The 19,082-nt window shown below is 70.9% G+C and carries 19 protein-coding genes and 1 pseudogene; 7 read left to right on the forward strand and 13 right to left on the reverse strand.

From position 1 onward, the window contains the following. Nucleotides 1–145 precede the first annotated feature (145 nt). The 3 genes from CR470_RS02920 (at nt 146) to CR470_RS39035 (ending at nt 2,423) form a co-directional block, all read left to right on the forward strand. A complete protein-coding gene (locus tag CR470_RS02920) occupies nt 146–997 on the forward strand; it encodes a winged helix-turn-helix transcriptional regulator (protein WP_097866008.1) in 852 nt (283 codons plus the stop codon). Between the two features lie 115 nt (nt 998–1,112). Then, nucleotides 1,113–2,063 (forward strand): DUF317 domain-containing protein, encoded by a 951-nt coding sequence (locus CR470_RS02925; protein ID WP_097866009.1) that lies wholly within the window; start codon nt 1,113–1,115, stop codon nt 2,061–2,063. A gap of 141 nt (nt 2,064–2,204) precedes the next feature. After that, on the forward strand, nt 2,205–2,423 hold the full coding sequence (locus tag CR470_RS39035) for a hypothetical protein (protein WP_143663758.1): 219 nt from the start codon (nt 2,205–2,207) through the stop codon (nt 2,421–2,423). A gap of 109 nt (nt 2,424–2,532) precedes the next feature. Here the strand turns inward: CR470_RS39035 and CR470_RS02930 are convergent, their stop codons facing one another. The 5 genes from CR470_RS02930 to CR470_RS02955 all read right to left on the reverse strand — a co-directional run bounded on the left by CR470_RS02930 (nt 2,533) and on the right by CR470_RS02955 (nt 6,306). After that, a complete protein-coding gene (locus CR470_RS02930; RefSeq protein ID WP_097866010.1) occupies nt 2,533–3,726 on the reverse strand; it encodes an alcohol dehydrogenase catalytic domain-containing protein in 1,194 nt (397 codons plus the stop codon). A 79-nt stretch (nt 3,727–3,805) separates the two neighbouring features. After that, the gene (locus CR470_RS02935; protein ID WP_097866011.1) at nt 3,806–4,363 is read right to left on the reverse strand and encodes a type 1 glutamine amidotransferase domain-containing protein; all 558 of its coding nucleotides are present in this window, start codon (nt 4,361–4,363) and stop codon (nt 3,806–3,808) included. A 108-nt stretch (nt 4,364–4,471) separates the two neighbouring features. After that, nucleotides 4,472–4,885 carry a GlcG/HbpS family heme-binding protein gene (locus CR470_RS02940; protein WP_097866012.1) on the reverse strand — a complete coding sequence of 138 codons (414 nt, stop codon included), beginning with the start codon at nt 4,883–4,885 and terminating at the stop codon, nt 4,472–4,474. Nucleotides 4,886–5,092: 207 nt separating this feature from the next. Continuing rightward, a complete protein-coding gene (locus CR470_RS02945; protein ID WP_097866013.1) occupies nt 5,093–5,398 on the reverse strand; it encodes a putative quinol monooxygenase in 306 nt (101 codons plus the stop codon). Nucleotides 5,399–6,042: 644 nt separating this feature from the next. Further along, entirely contained in the window at nt 6,043–6,306 is a 264-nt protein-coding gene (locus CR470_RS02955; RefSeq protein ID WP_097866014.1) for a hypothetical protein, read from the reverse strand. Nucleotides 6,307–6,525: 219 nt separating this feature from the next. Between CR470_RS02955 and CR470_RS02960 the strand changes: the two genes are divergently transcribed. From CR470_RS02960 to CR470_RS02975, 4 genes are all read left to right on the forward strand, one after another. Then, complete coding sequence (locus tag CR470_RS02960) at nt 6,526–6,873, forward strand: DUF317 domain-containing protein (RefSeq protein ID WP_097866015.1); 348 nt, start codon at nt 6,526–6,528, stop codon at nt 6,871–6,873. A 100-nt stretch (nt 6,874–6,973) separates the two neighbouring features. Then, entirely contained in the window at nt 6,974–7,186 is a 213-nt protein-coding gene (locus CR470_RS02965) for a hypothetical protein (RefSeq protein ID WP_097866016.1), read from the forward strand. A gap of 88 nt (nt 7,187–7,274) precedes the next feature. Next, on the forward strand, nt 7,275–7,604 hold the full coding sequence (locus CR470_RS02970) for an esterase (protein ID WP_179892113.1): 330 nt from the start codon (nt 7,275–7,277) through the stop codon (nt 7,602–7,604). A 102-nt stretch (nt 7,605–7,706) separates the two neighbouring features. After that, nucleotides 7,707–7,943 carry a MarR family transcriptional regulator gene (locus tag CR470_RS02975; RefSeq protein ID WP_097866017.1) on the forward strand — a complete coding sequence of 79 codons (237 nt, stop codon included), beginning with the start codon at nt 7,707–7,709 and terminating at the stop codon, nt 7,941–7,943. Nucleotides 7,944–8,278: 335 nt separating this feature from the next. On the opposite strand, the gene CR470_RS02985 is transcribed toward CR470_RS02975, so the two are convergent. The 8 genes and pseudogenes from CR470_RS02985 to fxlA form a co-directional block, all read right to left on the reverse strand. Beyond that, entirely contained in the window at nt 8,279–8,683 is a 405-nt protein-coding gene (locus CR470_RS02985) for a hypothetical protein (protein ID WP_097866018.1), read from the reverse strand. 106 nt (nt 8,684–8,789) lie between these two features. Then, nucleotides 8,790–10,256 (reverse strand): annotated as a pseudogene (locus CR470_RS02990) (mobilization protein); the annotation flags it as partial. Between the two features lie 32 nt (nt 10,257–10,288). Continuing rightward, nucleotides 10,289–10,798, reverse strand: a complete 510-nt coding sequence (locus tag CR470_RS02995; RefSeq protein ID WP_097866019.1) for a topology modulation protein — start codon at nt 10,796–10,798, stop codon at nt 10,289–10,291. A 187-nt stretch (nt 10,799–10,985) separates the two neighbouring features. Next, nucleotides 10,986–12,122, reverse strand: coding sequence for a hypothetical protein (locus CR470_RS03000; RefSeq protein WP_097866037.1), 1,137 nt, complete (start codon nt 12,120–12,122; stop codon nt 10,986–10,988). Nucleotides 12,123–12,210: 88 nt separating this feature from the next. Then, the gene (fxlM, locus tag CR470_RS03005; protein WP_097866020.1) at nt 12,211–14,280 is read right to left on the reverse strand and encodes a methyltransferase, FxLD system; all 2,070 of its coding nucleotides are present in this window, start codon (nt 14,278–14,280) and stop codon (nt 12,211–12,213) included. A 21-nt stretch (nt 14,281–14,301) separates the two neighbouring features. Then, on the reverse strand, nt 14,302–15,567 hold the full coding sequence (locus CR470_RS03010; RefSeq protein WP_097866021.1) for a lanthionine synthetase C family protein: 1,266 nt from the start codon (nt 15,565–15,567) through the stop codon (nt 14,302–14,304). Then, nucleotides 15,564–18,659, reverse strand: coding sequence for a lantibiotic dehydratase (locus CR470_RS03015; RefSeq protein WP_257138378.1), 3,096 nt, complete (start codon nt 18,657–18,659; stop codon nt 15,564–15,566). Before CR470_RS03015 ends, CR470_RS03010 begins: the two co-directional genes overlap by 4 nt. A gap of 109 nt (nt 18,660–18,768) precedes the next feature. Beyond that, complete coding sequence (gene fxlA, locus CR470_RS03020; protein WP_097866022.1) at nt 18,769–18,948, reverse strand: FxLD family lanthipeptide; 180 nt, start codon at nt 18,946–18,948, stop codon at nt 18,769–18,771. Between the last annotated feature and the right edge of the window lie 134 nt (nt 18,949–19,082).

A 19,082-nucleotide genomic window follows, 5' to 3' on the forward strand; every position in this document is an offset into this window, starting at 1 on the left:
CGACCTCCCGGGTGTCCGCCGCCCTCGGCCGCACCACCACGCAGACCACGTCAGGCACGCCTCCGACCCGGCCGCCGTGCCCATCGCCAGGACCTCCCTCGCGACCCCCCGCTCACGCTGACCTCATCCCGACAAGGACCCCACCATGGCTACCCCCGGCCTGCCTCCCACCTTCTCCATCGCTTCCATCGACGCCCAGCGCGTCGAGGAGGCTCTCGCCCGGATCGGGCCCAAGTGGACCACCTGGACCGCGATGACCCTGGCCCAGGTGAGGGGCCCCGTGCGCGTCCGCGACGTTGCTGCGCAGCTCCCCTTCGTCAGTGAGCAGTTCGTCGGCAAACGGCTGGCCACGATGCACGCCGACGGACTGGTGGTCCGCGGCTACGACCGGCGGGGCGCGCCGTACCAACTCAGCGCGCTCGGCACGTCTCTGGCCCCCGTCCTCCGCACGGTCTCGGACTGGTCCCGCACCCACCTGACACAAGAACCGATGGCCGAAGCCGAGCGTGTCGAGGACGCGCTGCGCCGCCTGCATCTTCGGCACTCGACTGCCGTGATTCAGGCCCTCGACTCGGCTGACGGCCAGATGCGGTTCGTCCACATCGCTGAGGCGGCCGGTCTGGACTACGGCCTCGCACGGCAGCGACTTGTCCGGCTTCAGGCCGATGGCCTGGTCACGCGGACGGGCTCCCGGCACGGAGACCCGTACGTGCTCACCGATGCCGGCCAGGCGTTGGGGGCCGTCTACGCGAGTGTCGAGCACTGGAGCCAGCCCTTCGCGCTGCGAAGTGGAACAGCGGCACCGCGTCCGGCAGCGGCAGCAACGCGCACCCACGTCGGCATTCCGCTGGGGGCGGGAGCCGACAGCGCCCGGACCGTGGCGGCCCTACGGCGTAGCACCGCCACGTCCAACGTCATGTTCAGCCACGCGCCACAGCCGCAACCGCGGGTGCCGGCGGCCGTGACCGCTCGGTCGGCACCGGGCCGGGGCCGGTGATGGGAGTGAGAACTAGAGGCCACCTGCCGCCGCCACGGCATCCGCGTGCGCTCCGGCGGCTCCCGCCGTTGCTCACGCAGATCCGTTCGCCTCCTTCGCTTCCGGAGACTCGACCATGTACGCCCCTGATGACCCGACCCGGTACCAAGAGGTACTGGTCAGCCCCATGTATCTGGCTGGTTCCAACGGGACCGGCGAGGCTGGCTTCGCGCCCGTCGCCCACTGGCCCCATCAGTACCTCGATGAGGGCCCCTGCCAGCTCCTCGTGACCTCTCCCGACCAACGGATTCGGATCGGCTGGCTCGGCGACGACTTCGAACTGTGGAAGATCAGCGCAGCCGAGGACGCCTTCTCGGCGTCTCGCTGGACGGCGACGTTCAACCACGTCACCCCGGCCGAGATGGTCGCCGGCCTCACCGCCGCACTGGTCCAGGACTACGACGAAGCCATCGCCTCCGACACCCTCGGCCGCTTCTTGGCAGGGCCAACCGTCCCCTGGAGGGACACCGTCCGGCCGCTGACCGATGCCGGCTGGAACCTTGACGGAGCTGCTGAACTCGGCACCGTCGAGATCATCGCTCCTGACGACCAAGCGGGCATCCTTATCGATCGGCGCGGATACGGCTCCGACCGCACGACCGTTGAGCTGTGGGCTGGCCCGCCGGGCTGGGGCACTCGTGCCGAAGCGACGTTCACGGCCCGCACCCCATCGCATTTGATCGCCGCAACCGCCGCTGTGATGGCGAAGTCGACCCCGGTGGTCCGTGAACGCCACCAGGTCGACCGGCGGATGCAACACCTTGTCACGATGACCCCTGTCGCTTCGGCCACGCCGATCGCCGAGGCTCAGGTTTCGCGCGCTCCGACTCCGCTGGACGTACGCCGCACCGCGGTCACCCAGGCCGTACACCGTGCCGCGCGGGCACCACGCACAGCAGCCGACCTCCGGGTGATGGCCGCGCAGAGTCGCTCCACGGGGGCGGCGCAGAAATGGACGGGACACCCCGCGCCCGCGACCCCTGCCCGGCTGCCGGCCAACTCGCCGACGCCCCGGCGCGGACGCTGAGAGCCCATCTTTGAACCCCTGTTGATCTCGTACACGCACAGTCCCGGCTCTGCGAAGGGCTGGTCTACGCTCACCGCGTGGGCCTGTGTTTGGAACTCCTGATCGTCGACTGCGCGTACATAGAAGCAGCGTCGGCCGAGAATGCGGGCAGACCTGGTGGAGACCGCTGCGTTCCGCAGTGGCGACGTCCGGGAGGCCCGACGGCCGGAGGGATGGTCCTGGCCTGAGGCCCACGGCAGCCCCTGGTACGCGCGCTACGAGTTCCGCAACACGCTCACCTCGTACAAGCCGCACTTCTGGGCCGGTGAACGCTGGGACACCCCCTCATCCGCCCCTGCGAACTCACGAGCGACGGCGTAGTGAGCAGGCCGTCGCCCGAGACGAAGCGACGGACTGCCCATTCTCACGCCTGCTCGGTGCGGCAACGTGAGGGGCGGCGAGGTAGGCATTGTTTCTCGGATCGCGGGCCTCAGGCGGGAATGAGGCCGTGGGGGTCGATGATGAACTTCTCGGACGCTCCCGCGTCGAAGGTCGCGTAGGCGTCGGGGGCGTCGTCGAGGCTGATCACCTTCGTGTTGAGCATGGCGCTCAGGTAGGGCATGCGGTCCCACAGGATCGCCATCATCAGCTCGCGGTTGTAGTGCATGATCGGTGCCTGCCCGCCGGCGATCCGCGGCGACTTGGTCCATGCCTTGCCGAAGTCGATCGGGTACGTTCCCTCTTGCTCGGCCTTCGACTTCGCGAGCGGGTCGGCGCCGTAGACGCCGATGACTCCGGTGGCTCCGCCCGCGCGGGTGGCGTCGATCACCTGGTTGATGGCGTGGGCCGGGTCCATGTCCTTGGCCTCGCTGCCGATGCCGTGTGCCTCGGTGCCGACGTAGTCGACTGCGCAGTCGACCATGGGTTCGCCCAGGATGGCCTCGATCTGGTCGGTGAGCGCTGTGTCCTGGCTCAGGTCGATCGTCTCGCAGCCGTTCTTCTTCACCAGTTCCAGGCGGTCCTTGTGGTAGTCGCCGACGATGATGCAGGACGCCCCGAGGAGGCGCGCCGCTGCTGCGGCGCAACGGCCGACCGGGCCGGCGCCGGCGATGTACACGGTCGAGCCCGGCTTGGCACCGGCCTCCATGAGACCGTGGAACGCGGTGGGCAGGATGTCCGAGAGCAGCGCCAGGTCACGGATCTTCGCCATGGCCTGGTCCCTGTCCGGGAAGCGCAGGAGCTGGAAGTCGGCGTAGGGGACGAACAGGTACTCGGCCTGGCCGCCGGTCCAGTCGCCCAGGTTGAAGCCGTACGCGCCGCAGGACACCTTGGGGTTTGTGGTCTCGCAGACGTCGGTCCGGCGCGCCCTGCAGTTGCGGCATCGGCCGCAGGCGACGTTGAACGGGACGGAGACGAGGTCGCCCTCACTGAGGAACTCGACGTCGGGGCCGACCTCGATGACCTCCCCGGTCATCTCGTGCCCCACCACCATGCCCTGGGGCACCGGGAAGGATCCGCGGTAGATGTGCAGGTCGCTACCGCAGATGTTGGTGGCGACGATCCTGAGGATGACTCCGTGCGGGGCCTTCTTCCCGTTCGGCATCTGAAGCTTCGGGAAGTCCAGGGACTCAACACGCATGTCTTTCGGGTTCTGAAAGGTGACAGCACGGTTGCTGCTTGCCATGACGATCTCCTCTGCTGATCCACGGCGACTCGGCCGTGGGGGTGCCGGATGTCATTCGGTGGCTTGCGACTTCTCCGGGTCAGGCGGGTTGCACTGCGGCGGCGAAGCGTTCGATGATCGCCTTGCAGAAGGCGGGGAGGTCCTGCGGGCTGCGGCTGGAGATCAGCTGGTCGTCGATCACGACCTCCTCGTCGACGACCTCGGCGCCGGCGTTGCGCAGGTCAGTACGAATGCTGGGCCATGAGGTGAGGCGGCGCCCGCGTAGCACGCCAGCCTCCGCCAGTATCCAAGGTCCGTGGCAGATGGTGGCAACGGGCTTCCCGCTCTCTACGAACGCCCTCACGAAGGCGACGGCGTCGGGGTCGGTGCGCAGCTGGTCGGGGTTCATGGTGCCGCCGGGCAGCAGGAGCGCCTCGTAGTCGCTCACGCGGGCGTCAGCGACCGTCTTGTCCACGGTGAAGGTTCCGGCCGGGTCGATGTCCATCTGGCGCGCGTTGATCTCGCCGGTGTGGAGGGAGAGGAGTTCGGCCTGCGCTCCAGCGCCCAGCAGTGCGCCGAGAGGCTGTTCGAGCTCGACGCGCTCAACGCCGTCCGTGGCCAGGATGGCGACCTTCCAGCCGTGCAGTTCGTTGGTCATGGTGCGTGGTTCCTTCCGGTTGTCGGCGGGGGACCGGTTCGGGTCCGCGCTGCCGTCGAGGTGGAGGAGGACCTTGGTCCAACCGTCCTCGCGGTGGTCGGCCAGTCGTCAGAAGGCCGTCGCCGCAGCCTCGGCCACGGTCTGGTCCTGCTCACCGCTGCCGCCGCTGACGCCCACGGCGCCGACGATCCGGCCGCCGTGCCGCAGCGGGACACCTCCCGCGAAGATCATGACGCGTCCGTTGTTGGATGCGTTGATCCCGAAGAACTGCTCACCGGGACCCGCGTTGGCGGCCAGGTCGGCGGTACTGATGTCGAAGGCCCGGGACGTGAATGCCTTACTGATGGAGATGTCGACGCTCCCGATCCACGCCTCGTCCATCCGGATGTGCGCGACGAGGTTGCCACCGACGTCGACGACGGCGATGTTGCTCGGCGAGCCGATCTCGTCGGCCTTGGCCTCCCCCGCAGCGAGGACTTGCCGGGCGTCCTCCAGGGACACGGACTCCATCTTGATGGTCATGGCAAGGTCCCTTCTGCTGTGGGTACGCGGTTGTCGCCTGGTGTATTCCGACCCCGCGCTCCGCCTACCGAGCCGAACCTCGCGTGCTCCGATGCGCACGGCAGGCCCACCCCATGACGGCCCAATCGATCACCGGTGCGGCAATTCGGGCGCCGACCGGGACCAGTCCGACGCGCTCGCCGGCGCGTGGACCAGGCAGTTTGGTCTTCAGGGGAGTTTGTGGGCGAGGACGTCGAGTTGCTCGACGGACGGCGGTTGGGCGAACAGCTCACCGGCTCGTTCCGTCAAGGCGCTGCCCAGACGGCCGGCGAGGTGGGCCTGGCGTGCGTCGTCGTGAGGGAAGGCGTCGAAGATGGCGAAGGTGGACGGGCTCAGGCGTACGGCGAACCAGGCGACGGTGTCGGGCTCCTCCAGCACGATGGCAAGACCGTCGCGGAGAAAGGCGGCGACCTCTTCCTCCTTGCCGGGCTGGGCCTCGACCTGTACGTGCAGCGCGACGTTGATGTTAGCCATGAGGGGGCTCCTTTCGGGTGCTCGGTCGCCCGGGAGCGGCCGGGCACTGCCGTGACCGGTTGGCGTCGAAACGGGTCTCCTGTACGGCCGCGCCGATGCCTGGCGGCGGATGAGGTGTGGCTCTTGCTGACCCCCGGCCCGCCCGCGGCGCCAGCCTGGTGACAACGCACGGCCCAGGACGCCCCACGATCGCAGCTGGGGCGGGCTCTCGCTCACCGAAGGTGCTCCTCGCTGGTGAGGCCGCCGAGCCGTGCCCTACCAACCCTCCCACTGCGGGCCGCGCTGTCAAATCCACGGCATACGCGATGGGTGAGAATGAACCGTCCACCAGGACCGTCTGCACGCCCTGTCCCGGCGTGGGTACGTGCCGGACTTCTACGAACTGGACCGGATCACCGAAACGGCAGTCAGCCTCCGCGTCGCCCACGCCGAGAGCCGTGCGTACCTCCAGGCGATCCGGCGCGTGGTGGAGGCTCGGGAGGCCGCCGCACCCGAGGTTGAGGCACCGGCGGTTCGGCTGGCTCAGGCCGCTGTCGCCCGCTCCGGGAAGACGCGGCACGCCCCGGGGGCCGCGCCCGAACCGTCCTCTCCGGCGGCGGTCGTAGGGCCGTCAGCGCCCACAACGGGGCCCCGACGTTGAAGGCTTAGCTCCGATTCTCGTCGCGGTGGCCCTCTTCGGCCCGGGGGCCCACCGCGCGGACCAGCTCCTCCACCGTCAGCTCCACGCGCCGGCCTTCGGCGACCCGGCGCTCCACCGTCTCCTCGTCCGGCCACCGGTCGGGCTGTGCGCCGACTCCCCACTGGCCGTCGGCGACCATCGCGATGTCGCCCACGGTCCAGGGCCGTCCGGCGGCGCGGATCTTGCGTTCCAGTCCGGCGCCGTCCCAGTGTCTGCTCGCCTCGGCCATCCCCTGCTCCCCTTCACCGACGTGCGGTCCCTCACCGCAACCCAGGTACGACAACCGCGGTCGCAGATCCATTCCCGTCCCGGCGACCGCTCGCTGGTGGTCTCCAGTTCGCCCACGGCAGACGGCATCCCCGGGGAAACGACTACGCACTTCGGCATGCCGCATGCCAACGTACGGGTGTCGGGAAAACCGCAGCTCAACGAAGGGATCCATCTAACCGTGAGCCCCTCTTCCACCCTCCTTCCGGCCGTTATCCGCCCCGCAGCGGATGCTCTCAACTGGCTCTCCGCCGACCACGGTGCGGGCGCGGTGCTCGATCTCCTGGACGCACTCGGGTGGGCGATCGTCGACACCCCCGAGGCCAACGTCCACGCGACCAGCCCCGACGGTTGTGTCTACGTCGACTGGCTCCCCGAGGCCCCGTCGGCCTGGCAGCGCAACATCGTCTGGCACGTCCGGGTGCAGCCCGCAGATGGCGACGCATGGGTCCAGGAGTTCGGTCTCCACACCCCCTCCGAGGCCGTTGCCGGATTCCTCGCCGCCTTGGTCACCAACTCCTCGTGCTGACTGCCAATCAGGCTCCGCTCATACATCCACCGACGGCTCGACGACTCCCCGTTGTCAGGCCGACCAGCCCTCTCAATGTCCACCGTTCACGGAGACTCCCTTGCCCCAGTACCTGACCGTCGGCCGCCTGCTCCGCCAGTTCCAGGAACTCGACCCCAATTTGCCGGTCCGTCTCGCCGTCAACCCCGACTTCCCCTTCGCCCACTTCGTGGGGGCCAAGGTCGTCGTCCGCGACGGCAAGGCGTACATCGCCGATGACGGTCAGGAGGACTACCTCCCGGTGGGGGCGCGCGATGCCCTCACCTGGGCTTGATCGCTTCCCTACCATCACGGAGGCTTCCATCTCGTCCCTCTCGCGTCCCGCGCCTCGTCTCGCGCTGCACGATGTCGCCGTGCGCCCCATGCCGTACGGCGTGCACAGCGCGCTTCTCCAGCGCATCTCCGCCCGCCCCGACGGCCCCATCGACATCACCTGGCTCGCTGCCGAAACCCCCCAACTTCCCCTCGGGCGCATCCGGCTGCGCTGGGAGCCCGCTTCGCGCAGCGGCTGGGACGTCACGACGTACCTGGGGCTGACCACGGCCGAGGTGCTCCTCGGTTCCTGGCCCGCCGCCCCGGACGACTGGCCGCGCCTGGTCCGTCCGACCCTGTACGAGGTGACCGGCCTGTGCGCCGCCCTCTCTTTCGCGACCGACGCCCTCGACCTCTCCAACCGGCTCTCCGGAGTGTGACCGAGGGTCGCCGAAGGCCGCCTCATGCCGCTCAGGCAGGGGCGGCCTCGTCGTGCGTCCACTCGTTCGTTGCGTACGCTCGACCTGACGAAGGAGAACACTATGGCCGACGACCAGAGGCTCTGGGGATACCCGGAGGTCGCCGCCCACCTGGGTATCAGCGTCGGCGCGACCCGCAGCCGTAAGAGCCGGGGCAGCCTGCCCTCGCCCGACGATGACAGCGTTCCGGACCGTCCCCGCTGGAAGCCGTCCACGTTCCAGAACTGGAGGCCGGTCGGCCGGGGATTTCGCAGCAACCTGCACAGCTCCCCCCGACAGGAGACCACGTCGACCGACTGACCGAGCGGGTGCTCGCCCGTAGGCTGCGGGCATGACGCCCGACTCGCAGATGCCCTCGCCCCGTTCCCCTCGACCGACAACGCCGTACTCGGGTTGATCGTCGGCGGAGCCATCGAGTCAGTCCGTAGCGGCGAGGCCACCGTGGAGGAGGCCATCCTGCATGCGGCGGTCCACGGCTGGTACGAGGGACACGTCCAGGGTGAAGACGAATGCCCGGGGTGCGACTTCCGGGGTGGGCTGGCGAAGGAAGGCGCACGCGGCTGAACCTCACCTGCACGCCAAGGGGCGCCACTGACATGCCGGTGGCGCCCTTCGGCGTTCCGTCTGGTGCTCGCCTACTCCAGGTAGATGCCGGCGAATACGCCGTCGAACCCGAGCGCGGTCAAGCCCGCCTCGACACTCGGGTAGGTCGTCCCGTGCGGGCCGCCGACCAGGGCATCGAAGTCGGCGCGCCTGATCTCGGGCTCGAGCCACTGGTTGCCGCACCGGCAGCGGACCCAGACGTTGCGACCATGGTTGATGAGCAGCCAGTCGCGTCGGGCACGGCAGGCGGAGCACATCACGGGCATGCCGTCGAGAGCGAGTTCGCGTGAGTGGCCGACGCAGCGAATTACCCCGGGGCCGTCGGCCGACCGCGTCTCGGCCTGGAGCTCCAGCAGGGGGTCGGTACCAGTGGGCAGGACGGGCAGGACGGGTGCCGGCTCCGTGGTGCGGGTGGTGGTTCTGAGCACGAGCGTCATCTCCCGGTTGTCGGTCCTGTCTTCATCCGTAACAGCCGGTGGAACCGGCTGTCCATACATTTCGCGGCGTCCGCTCGGCCGGTGGTCTCCGTCCGGTTCGACGTGGTCAGCGACGTGGCGAGCGGCGGTTGGGGTCTTGAGCAGTTCCGAGCGGTACGGCTGCCGTCGCGCTTCGTTCACTGGTGCGGCTGCTCGGCGTAGTGGCCTGTCGGGTGGCGGCCTGCGGACGACGGGCACTGTCACCCGGGTGTGCCGGGAGCTGGGCGATGCGCCGCAGACGCCAGACTAGGACGTCGTTCACGTCGTCGGCGCTGTCGAGTTCGCGCATGTCGATGGCCTGGCGCAGGAGGGCTTCGGAGTCATGGCCTGCCCGCTCGGCCTGGGCGAGGGTGGCGACCAAGGCGTCGGTCCTCGCTTCCGTGCCTCCTGCCCGTACGAGCTTCTCGGGCAGGACGGCGCGAAGGGTGGCCTCGTGCATGAGGCGCTGGGCGTCAGGAAGGGCGCGGCCTTGGTCGTGCAGCATGCGCATCGGGGTGGCAGCGGCCTGGCGGTAGGCGGTGCGTAGGTGCGCGGCGGCTTGTCGGGAGGCGTGGGCCTGCTGGGCGTGTCCGCGGGCGGAGTGCCAGCGGGCGGCGGCGAGGGTGACGAGGACGAGGGTGGAGACGAGCATGGCGGTGGTGCCGCCGTCCTCGCCTCGGCCGAGCGCTCCGCCGGCCTGGACAATGCCTCGGGCGGCTGAGCGGAGGGCTCGGGTGTCGGCGCGTTCGGCGCGGACATGACTGCGGGTCGCCCGTTCGAAGGCGCGAGCTGCGGCGGCCAGCTCGGTGCGGGTGGTGGCCGGTGAGGTCTGGGCCACTGCGTCGAGGAGTTCTCCGACGCCGACGAGCTGGGGGGCGGCCTCGCCGTCCTCGTCGCGTTCCAGGAGCACGGCTGAGCGCTCTGCGATGACGGTGGCGTTGCGTCGTTGACGGGCGGGCGGTGACCAGTTGGTCCGGTCAGCGCCGACCGCGGGCGCGCTCGGCTCGACGGCCCCGTCGGTGAGGCGTAGGCGGATCTTCGGAAGGGAGAGGTCGGGGGCCAGTTTGGAGCCGGGGTACCAGACCGGGGCTCCGTCGCGGTTGCGGTCGCCGGGCAGGGCCACGTTGTAGCCGAGCGCGTCACCGGACGGTGCGTGTCGCAGCTTCACCCGAACCCCCGCTTCTCGGAGCCGCGTGAAGAACTCCTCTTCCGAATCCGCTCCCGCCACGGCTCGACGAACGGCCTCGCGGAGCGTTTCGCGCGAGGTCTCCGGGCGGCCGGTGCGCTCAGCCTTGAACTTCTCGGCGCTGCTGGGATTCTTCGCTGCGGTTCCGTCGCCCGCGTTCAGGCGCCGCAGGCCCATCTCCTGCTCGATGCGGCGGCATTCGGCCTGGGCCTTGTTGAAGTCGTAGTTCAGGCGCGGGTTGCGCAGGTCGCCGCGTACGAGGGTGGCGACGATGTGGATGTGGTCTTCCGCGTGGCGGACGGCGATCCACCGGCAGCCGTCGGGGTCTCCATCCGGGGCGATGCCGGTGGCGTGGACGATGCGCTGGGCGCCCGCGCCCCCGGACCGGGGGCGCGGGCCGTTCAGGACTGCTCGGCGGCGACCTTCCGCAGCCAGCGGTGCGTCTGGCGCCGGTTGGCCAGGAGCACCACGTCGGTGCCTGAGCCGAACTCCTCGATCTTCGCCATCACACGGGGTCGCATCCTGCGCCGGTACGTGGCGACGTACTTGATCACGCCCCAGTGGATGCGGTTGTGCACTCCGTTGCCCTTGTGGCCGGCCCCGTGCCGGATCTGCCGGGAGAAGATCCCGTACAGGGCCGCCACGGTCGACACGTCCATGAGGACCACCGTGTCGCAGGCTTCGAGCCGTACCTGCAGCGTCGAGTTGTAGTTGCCGTCGATCACCCACCGCGGTTGCGCGACCAGCTCGCGCTGCACGTCGGTGAACTTGTCTATGGGCAACGCGTTCCACCTGTCGTCGTAGAACGCGGCGTCCAGGTGCGTCACCGGGGCGTCGAGGATCCTGCCCAGCTCGCGGGCCACGTGGGACTTGCCACTGCCTCCGCAGCCGACGACGGCGACCTTCCTCATGGTGCTCCAGCGTAGAGAGGTTGAGGTGATCGGCGGGCCGACTCGCGGGACGTGCTGTATCTGGCCTCTCTCCTGCCTGTTCAGTTCGTCGCTCAGAGAGCCCCTACCGACGGTGAGCGTCGCCACGCGCCCTGGCTCCCATGGTGCTCGACGCGGTGCAGGGTGGGCTGCTCTGGCTGCCCAGGCGTTACACCTCGGCCCGGTGCACCAGTCCCTCCTGCTGGGGGCGGGAGTGTCCGACGCTGGCGCGGATCACCTCGTCGCTGCCCCGCACCGCCTCTGTCATCCTTGCGAGCCAGGGCTCGGGGAGGCCGCCCCTCCCCAACGCGCATGTATGGACAAGCCGTCGGGCCGCCTCGACTTGGTGCGGCTCGGCGAGGCTGGTGAACCGGTGGTCAGCCAGGCACTCGCGTGCGGCGTAGCCGTCGGTCGCCACGGCGGCCCGGCGGTGGAGCTCTGCAACCATCCGGTGCGCTGCGTCTTCCTGGTACGGCTCCAGCAGGTCCAGAATCGTCAGGCCGAGGCGCGTGTCGAAGACGGTCATGCCCTGGTCGGGTTGGTGCTCGACGTAGTCCTCGACCAGCCTGTCGAGGAGGGGCACGGCCGGCCCGCGAAGGGCCTTTCTGCACATCACGTCGAGGCAGCCGGTGACGGCGTTCTCCCAGCGTTCTCCGGGTGTGGTCATGGTGATGAGCGCGGCGGCGTCGGTGGGGGTGTGGCTGAGTGCGGCCAGGACGGCGACCTGGCGGCCGTCCAGCATGCACTGCCCGATTCCCCGGTGTTCCTTGATGTGGGTCAGCGCCTCCGCCCAGCGGCCGGTCGTGGTCAGGGTGCGGGTGCCGTCGGCCAGGACGACCTTCCACAGCCAGGTGCGCACCTCGTGGCGGTCGGTGTCGGTGAGGGTGAGGTCGGCCGGGACGTGGACCCCCTCGAACTGAGCGCTGGTGCCGTTGGTGACGGCGTCGAAAAGGTGCAGCAGACGGTGGCGCCCGTCGTCGGCGGCGCCTGCGCGGATCTGGAGGCGTGCGAGGTTCACCACGGGTTCGAGTGCGCGGATCGCGCTCATGCCGGGCAGGGGGGCGGCGTGGAGGTAGGCGGCGGCGTGCTGGTGGCACATCTTCCGCGCGAGGTCGGGGAGCCCGAGGTCGGAGGCGATGAGGGCGGCCTGGTTGTAGACGGCCGAGGCGAGGCCCTGGTCAGCCTGTGCGGCTGCTGCGTCGGCGAGCTCGGTCAAGCCGTGCACGCGCCGGGGCAGGGGCAGGCACGCGGGTCGGAATCGGTAGATGAGCGGGAAGCGCTGAGCTATGGGTCCGTTCAGGTCCATGAAGTCCCCTGGGGTGAAGACGACGAGGAGGGGGAAGGGCCGCGTGGTGCCCGCGGGCCGGTCGGCGGGCACCACGCAGGCGGATGAGCTACTGCCAGGTGACGCGGACGCGGTTCAGCGGGGTGTCGAGGACGAAGACACCGGGCTGCTCGTCTGCGGGCGCGTCGAGCGGCAGGATCTCGAAGGTGGCGTCCCGGCCGCGGTACTCTCGGTCCCAGGTGCGGACCGTGTCGGCGACCTTCGTGGCCAGCTCATCGCTCCCGGGGCCGTGGCCGATGACGCCGAACTCCCATAGTTTGTCGCCCTCGGGGGTCTTCTGCTCCGAGGGACGCCGCGCGAGGTAGGTGATGGCACCCTTCTCGACGGCGGCCGTGGCCGAGGGGTAGGGGTCCTGGGTGAGCACCGTGCCCTTGACCGACTGGGGGAAGAGCATCCGGATCAGCCCGGATGGCAGGACGCAGGAGACGAACAGCTCCATCCACTCCGGGGACTCCCCCGCGCGGACCGTCATCCCGGTCCACTCCTCGACGCGCGGCTGCTCAAGGACACCGGCGAGGGCGTCGGCGTCGAGCGTCAGGCCGGCCGGGGCCTGGAGGCGCACGGCGCCGTCCCTGCTGAGCGGCACGGTGCGGCGGTCGTCGTCGGCGATGCCCCGGCGCAGCGGCATGAAGGTGTTCATCTCTGAGCCGGCCGACTGCCACCGGCCGTCGCGCTTCACGTAGATGATGGAGCGCGAGACGCTGCCCGTGAGTCGCTGCGGGGTGACGAGTCGGCCGCCTTCGGCGAGTTGGTCGAGCCAGGCGTGGGGGATGCCGTGCGCGCCGACGGTGGCGATGATCCGGTCGTACGGGGCAGCTTCGGCGTGACCGAGGGCGCCGTCGCGCGTCAGGGCCTCGACGTTGGTGGCTCCGGCGGCGGCGAGGTGGGCTCGGGCGCCTTCGACCAGGTCGTCATCGACGTCGATGGTGGTGACGTGTCCGCTCGGGCCGACGAGGTGGCCGATCAGGGCGGCGTTGTAGCCGGTGCCGGCGCCGAGTTCGAGGATGCGCTCGCCTGGCTGGGCTTCGAGCTGGTCCAGCATGAGGGCGACGACGGCGGGCTGGGAGGCGCAGGAGATCGTGGTGCCCTCGGGGTCGTACTTCACGTTGACCGGGTTGTTGGCGTAGGCGTTGGCCAGCGGGGTGTCGGGGACGAACAGGTGCCTGGGGACGGCGCGCAGGGCGGCTTCGACCGCGGGGGTGCGGGCGTGGCCGTCGGACTTGATCTGGTCCACCAGGGCGTGGCGGAGCTGTTCGGCGTCGGCCTCGGGGGTGGTGAGTGTGTCGGTGTTCACCGTGCTGACGCTATGAGCCGCGGAGCCCGATCCGGGTGCTGACGCGGTGTTTTCACTCGATCCCATGACTGCCTCTCGTGCGATGTGGAACAGGGTGTGCTGGTCGGCGGACGGCAGACCGGCACGGTTGGCGTGGAAGATGGTGTGGTGTGCGATGACGGCGCGCAGTCCGCGGGTCAGGTCGCCTTGAGCGGCGAGGTAGGCGAGCGTTGTGCCGACGCGCTCGAAGGCGGCGATCCAGTCGGTGTGGCCGTCCAGCGGCCCGTGCTCGCGGCACAGGCTGCGGGCCTCGGTAGTCATCAGGCTCCTCATCGCCGAGGTCAGGCGCGTGGACGCGGGCGTGCCGGTACCGGGACGTAGTGCGGAGGTCTTCGCCCACACGTCACCCTGCTCGAACCAGTCGAGACCCGAGGCGCGCATCAGGCTGCTCATCAGCAGGATGGCGGTCTCGCGCCGCCCCAGGTGCCCGTTCTTGACGGGATAGGCGAGCAGGTGGCGGCTGTCCTCGTGGAAGAGGGCGTGCGCGGCCGTCATGGCGCCCGCCCCGCCGAACGCCTCGGTCTCCGGCTCGTAGATGCCGGTCATGTGGGACTGCGCGGTGCCGTCGGCCACCCAGTCGTCCAGCAGGGCCAGCACGATCGGGGCGGGCTCGTCGGCGACGTACCGCAGGCGCCAGGGCTGCTTGTGCATGAACCACCAGCCGCTGAGCTGCCCGTCGGCCTCGGCGGCGAGCAGCGCCGGGGCGAGGCGTTCGGTGACGGCGCGCCGTCCCGTGTTCCGGTCGGGGAAGGTGATGTTGTGCTGCTGCCAGCGGTCGGGGCGCATCGAGAAGTCCTTCGGTCGGATTCAGGCGGTGAGTAGGCAGGCGTCCCAGGCAGTGCGGGGCGGGTCCGTGCTGTTCGCGGTGAGCAGTCCCAGCGCGGTTCCGGCGGCGCCGTCGAGGAGACCGGCGCCCGCCGCGTCCTTCAGCAGCAGGGCGGCGGCGTCGCCGGGGGCGGAGCCGGGCGGGACCAGCACGGTGAGAAGGGCGGGGGTGGCCGCGCGGAGCTGGTCGGCGGTGGCCCGGTCGGCGTCGGCGGCGGCACGCGCCGCGATGTGGACGAGTCCGGCGAAGCCGTGGCACAGGCCGCTGTCCGTGGTGGCGCGAAGCTGCGCTCGGTCGCTCAGCGCGTCCAGCAGGGCGGCCTCTGCCTCGGCCTGGAGGTCGCTGTCGCCGAGGGCGAGCGCGGCGAGCTGCTGGGCACGGGCCAATCCCGCGGTGCCGTAGCACCAACTCGGCCGCCGCGGTGCCGAGGCCGCGGGCCGGCCGCTGCGCAGTTCCTCGCGGGTGATCCAGTACGGCCAGGTCGTGCCGCGCCCGGTGGGCACCTTCCACCGCTCCAGCCAGGCCAGGATGGTGCGCATCGCCTGGTGGTGGCCGGGGACGGTGGTGCCGCAGCGAGTGGCGAGCGCCAGCAGGGTGAGTACCGCGCCGACGCCGTGCGCCATGCCGTGGTTGGCGTGCCCGCCGGGGAAGCGGTCGTCCGGACGGCCGGAGGGCCCGGTCGGTACCCACCAGCCCGGCAGGCGTTCGCCGCTGTCGATGACCGGGTCGGTCAGGCGCACGCAGTAGTCGAGAACGGCCCGGGTCACCGGGCCCGCCGGGTCGCGGCGCAGCAGGTGGGCGCCGTACCCGGTCAGGCCCCGGATGGCGTCGAACTCGGCGAGTGCCGGAAGCTGCCCGGCCTCGATCCGGCGGTGCGCGGCGTCAACGCGCCGCCGGGCGTCTGCCGCCACCTGCCGGTCCAGCACATCGAGGCCACGCCGGTAGGAGTCCGGAAGCTGGTCGGCTGCGCACGCCACGGCATGGGCGAGCGCCGGGGCGCCGTAGAAGGGGTGGCTGTCAGGGCCGCTGGTGAAGGGTTCGCGGGCCGCGGCGGACAGCCAGTCGTGGGCGCGCTGCCAGGGGGCGAGCCCGGCCGCGGCGCGCTCGATGTGCAGCAGAGCGATGCCGGTCGGGCCGTAGGCGAGGTGCTGCCGGTTGGCGTCGTCAGTGGCCGCCTTCGGCGCCTGGTCGGGGTGGGCGAGCCGGTCGGCGATGGCAGCGGCCACCGCGGCTGCGGTGTGGGTCACGGTCGCCTCCCGGCGCGGGCGGTGAAGGCCAGGGCGGCGGCGCGGGCCAGATACAGGCAGACCTCTTCCTCGGAGAAGTCCACCGCGACGTGTCGCACGAAGTGGACGTGCAGCAGGGAGGTCAGCACGCCGTCCACGGCGATGCCGTCGGCGTGCGGGCCGGACAGATGCGGCCCGTACGCGGCGAGCGCAGCGGTGCGCTCGGCCCAGGCGTCCACGATCGCGGCGCCGCCGGGCGCTGACCGCAGGGCCGCCCAGTCACCGCGCGGATCCGCCAGCCGCACGGCGTCGGTGAACTGCGAGCGGGGTACCGGGTTTGGCGCGGTCGGCTCGATGTGGTCGATCAGCCAGCGCGCGCCGGCGTCAGGGCTGCCGAGGAAGGCGGAGGCGATGGCGAAGAAGTGCGCGGCCACGAGCGTGCGCTGCGCGGGCCGGACAGGCTGGGCGAGCTGCGCCACCATGGCCAGTGAGTCCGCGCGGAACACGGCCTCGGCCGCGTCCCACGCCGGTCCGGAGCCCCACCGGCCCGTCTCGCGGTAGGAGGTGGGGTAGCGCAGGTCCGCCAGCAGCCCGGCAGTCCGCAACTCGTCGGCCCAGGCGCTGACCGCGCGGGTGGTGTCGGCGAAGTCGCCCGGGTCGGGCAGCGCGATCCGCAGGCGAAGGTGCTGCCGGGGGTCGCGGAATCGGACGTACCACCAGCGAGGAGAGCCGAGGCGCCGCATCAGGTCGGGCACGTGCCGGGCCAGCAGAGCGTCTTGACGCCGCGGGTCGCCGTACAGGGCCACGAGGAGCATTGGGGAGGTGGCCGGGGTCTGGATCTGGGCCGGGGACAGCGTGCGGGCGGTGGTCGGCGTGGGAAGGACAGGCCAGGCCGGAGGCCGGACCGCTTTGAGGGGCACCGCGATCTCGTGGGCCCGGCCCCCGGTCCAGCCGTCCGCCCCGGGAGGAGCGGCTTCCGTCAGCAGCGCCGTACCGGCGCGGTCGAGGTGCTGGCGCAGCAGGCTCCGGTGGCCGGGCTCATCGAGGTCGAGCGGCAGGCGCCGGTCGTCCTGGACGAGGTACACGTGCTGCGGAAGGCGGCGGCGCTCCCGCCAGCCGGACAACGCCGCGTCCCAGTCCGCGCCGGGGCGGTGACGGTCGGGGAGGTCGCCGGCCTCCAGCCGCCAGCGGGCCGCGACCAGCACGATGCGGCCGTACCGCAGGCGGGGCAAGAACGGCATCGACGCGGCTGCGCCCCAGTCGAACCGGGTGACCTGAGCGTTCTGCGCCCGGGACACCTCGGTGATCAACCGCGCCAGGGGCGGGGTGTGCTCGGCGAGATTCAGCGCGTTCATGCCGACGGCTTCGACCCGCACGCCGCGGCTCGGAGCGGCCAGGTACATCCGGCGGCCGTCGCACGCCAGCGCCAGGTCCGCCGGCGTGAGCACTGCGGCGTCGGGCGCGCGGTGCTCTTGCAGGCTGATCACCAGCGGCAGCACGCGCGGGGTTCGGGTGACGTGTGCGGTGTCGGGCAGCAGCGCGGGGAAGGAGAGCTGCGCCGCCACCGTGCCGTCGTCGGCCGTGGGAAGGTCAGCCAACTCCTCGTGCAGGCGCTTGCGTTGTGTGTGAGAGAGGACGCCGAGGAAGCGTCCGACGGTAACCCCGGATCCGCGTGACACGCTGGTCAACTCCACGGTGAACCACCCACGGCGGGCTTCGGCGAGGCTGGCCGCGTGCAGGCGCACACTCACCTCCAGGTGGGACGGTGTCCGCGGCTCCTGCGGGCCTCGGTCCAGGGCGGCCACGGTCTCGTCGGTCAGCACGACTTCGTCGCGGCCGTCGAGCGCGGCGGCTTGGGCGAGACGGAGCAGCACGTCGTCCCGCGGGGACAGGCGCCGCCGGCCTTCGTCGGTCGGCCTGCCCGGGTATCCGTCCGGGTAGCCGACGCCGCTGTCTGCGACGACTTCCATGAGCGGCACCATGGTGCCGACGCCGAACCGCTCGTAGAACCGCTGGTGGTACTCGTTCCACGGCTCGGTTCCGTACGGGCGGGCGCAGAGACGGGTGAGGATCGTGGCGGCGCGCTCGACCTCGCGGGCGACCAGATCGGGGAGCACCACGGTGGCGTCCAGGCACAGGTCCAGGGCGAGCGGGTGACGGCGGAGGCCCGGCACCAGATCGCGCATCCGGGTCGCTACGGCGTCCCGGCCCCCTGTGGTGCCGCACTGCTCCATCCCGGCGTGGACGGCGCGCAGCTCCCGGACGACGGGCGCCAGGAGACGAATGTCCTCGGCACGGACCGCGTCGAGTTGGGTGACGAGGTGACCGAGCGCGTCGGTCTCGGTCGCCGGCGCGTGGAGGTTGGTGATCAGCACGCGCCGCCGCACCAGGCCCGCGAGGAGCCGCTTGACGCGCTCCGGTGCCACGGCCGGGAACTCGGCCATCAGCTTCTCGGCGAGCTCCCCGATCCGGATCGGCGCGTCAGCCGCGCGGAGGATGAGCCGGACCGGCGCCGACAGCTCGACGGACGCCTCGACCGCTCGCCGCTGACCAGTCGGCCCGTCGTCCTGGTAGGGGACGACGAGACTGCCGTCGCGCTCGAAGGTGGTGTTGTTGACGACGACCGACAGGAGCGGCAGCAGCTCTCCGCTCCTTTCTAACTGCTCGATCAGCCGCCCTACCCACTCCGCACCGGCGCGGGCCACGACCGCGTGGTTCTGGCCCCAGCGGGAGCGGGGCTCGGCGTCGAAGGTGGCCGTGGTGACTCCGGCGAACAGTCCGAACGGTGTGGGCCGGTGCAGCGCGCGCAGGAGGTAGCGCGCCACCGACACTCCAACGCGGCGGACTTCGCGGGTAGACGGGGAGTTAGCACTCTCCAGGACCTCGACTTCGGCGGCGAGAACCGGGCTGGCGTGGCGGAGGGCCTGTGCGATGCCCGGGTCGTGCCAGATGCCGCGAATCCAGGCGAGGCGTCCGGTGGTGACCTCCTCCAACTCCTCGGCTCGGAAGGACCGGTCGTCGAAGTCCGGTAGGGGAAGCTGGGTCACCGACGGTCGAGCGGCTGCGCGCACCAGGGCGGTCGTGCCCGCCTTGAACGCTGGAGGTATGGCCACGTGACGTGTCCTTTCGTGCGCCTTGAGGAGCGGTCGGTGTCCTCGCGCCGGTAACGCGACGGCACCGACCGCGGTTCATGACCTGATGACCGGGTTCAGACGGTCAGGGTCAGTCGGTGAAGGTGACGCAGGCGCCGCAGGAGCTGCCGCAGTTGTCGTCGTTCAGGACGGTCAGCCCGGCCGCATCGGACACCTCCAGGAGGGAGACGTTCAGGTCGAACCCGTCCGGCTGGCCGCCGGCCGCGGGCTCCTGAACCTGAGTGGTGCTCTTGGCGATGGTTCGCGTCATGACAACTCCAGTCGTCTCGTCGGATGTTGCGAACAGGTGGTGCTTGCCAGCGCACTGACGACCGGAGCGCAGCCACGGGGCTTCGCCACAGGATCAGGTTCTGGCCGTCCCGGTTCGATGGTCGAGCCGAGAAG

The sequence above is a fragment of the Streptomyces sp. rh34 genome (assembly GCF_002551245.1).
In the GTDB taxonomy this organism is placed as follows: domain Bacteria; phylum Actinomycetota; class Actinomycetes; order Streptomycetales; family Streptomycetaceae; genus Streptomyces.

Excerpts from the sequence above, each read along its gene's own strand:
- CR470_RS02920 (WP_097866008.1), top strand. The coding sequence starts at position 146 with ATGGCTACCCCCGGCCTGCCTCCCACCTTCTCCATCGCTTCCATCGAC.
- CR470_RS02925 (WP_097866009.1), top strand. The coding sequence starts at position 1,113 with ATGTACGCCCCTGATGACCCGACCCGGTACCAAGAGGTACTGGTCAGC.
- CR470_RS39035 (WP_143663758.1), top strand. The coding sequence starts at position 2,205 with ATGCGGGCAGACCTGGTGGAGACCGCTGCGTTCCGCAGTGGCGACGTC.
- CR470_RS02930 (WP_097866010.1), bottom strand. The coding sequence starts at position 3,726 with ATGGCAAGCAGCAACCGTGCTGTCACCTTTCAGAACCCGAAAGACATG.
- CR470_RS02935 (WP_097866011.1), bottom strand. The coding sequence starts at position 4,363 with ATGACCAACGAACTGCACGGCTGGAAGGTCGCCATCCTGGCCACGGAC.
- CR470_RS02940 (WP_097866012.1), bottom strand. The coding sequence starts at position 4,885 with ATGACCATCAAGATGGAGTCCGTGTCCCTGGAGGACGCCCGGCAAGTC.
- CR470_RS02945 (WP_097866013.1), bottom strand. The coding sequence starts at position 5,398 with ATGGCTAACATCAACGTCGCGCTGCACGTACAGGTCGAGGCCCAGCCC.
- CR470_RS02955 (WP_097866014.1), bottom strand. The coding sequence starts at position 6,306 with ATGGCCGAGGCGAGCAGACACTGGGACGGCGCCGGACTGGAACGCAAG.
- CR470_RS02970 (WP_179892113.1), top strand. The coding sequence starts at position 7,275 with ATGCCGTACGGCGTGCACAGCGCGCTTCTCCAGCGCATCTCCGCCCGC.
- CR470_RS02975 (WP_097866017.1), top strand. The coding sequence starts at position 7,707 with ATGGCCGACGACCAGAGGCTCTGGGGATACCCGGAGGTCGCCGCCCAC.
- CR470_RS02985 (WP_097866018.1), bottom strand. The coding sequence starts at position 8,683 with ATGACGCTCGTGCTCAGAACCACCACCCGCACCACGGAGCCGGCACCC.
- CR470_RS02995 (WP_097866019.1), bottom strand. The coding sequence starts at position 10,798 with ATGAGGAAGGTCGCCGTCGTCGGCTGCGGAGGCAGTGGCAAGTCCCAC.
- CR470_RS03000 (WP_097866037.1), bottom strand. The coding sequence starts at position 12,122 with ATGGACCTGAACGGACCCATAGCTCAGCGCTTCCCGCTCATCTACCGA.
- fxlM (WP_097866020.1), bottom strand. The coding sequence starts at position 14,280 with ATGCGCCCCGACCGCTGGCAGCAGCACAACATCACCTTCCCCGACCGG.
- fxlA (WP_097866022.1), bottom strand. The coding sequence starts at position 18,948 with ATGACGCGAACCATCGCCAAGAGCACCACTCAGGTTCAGGAGCCCGCG.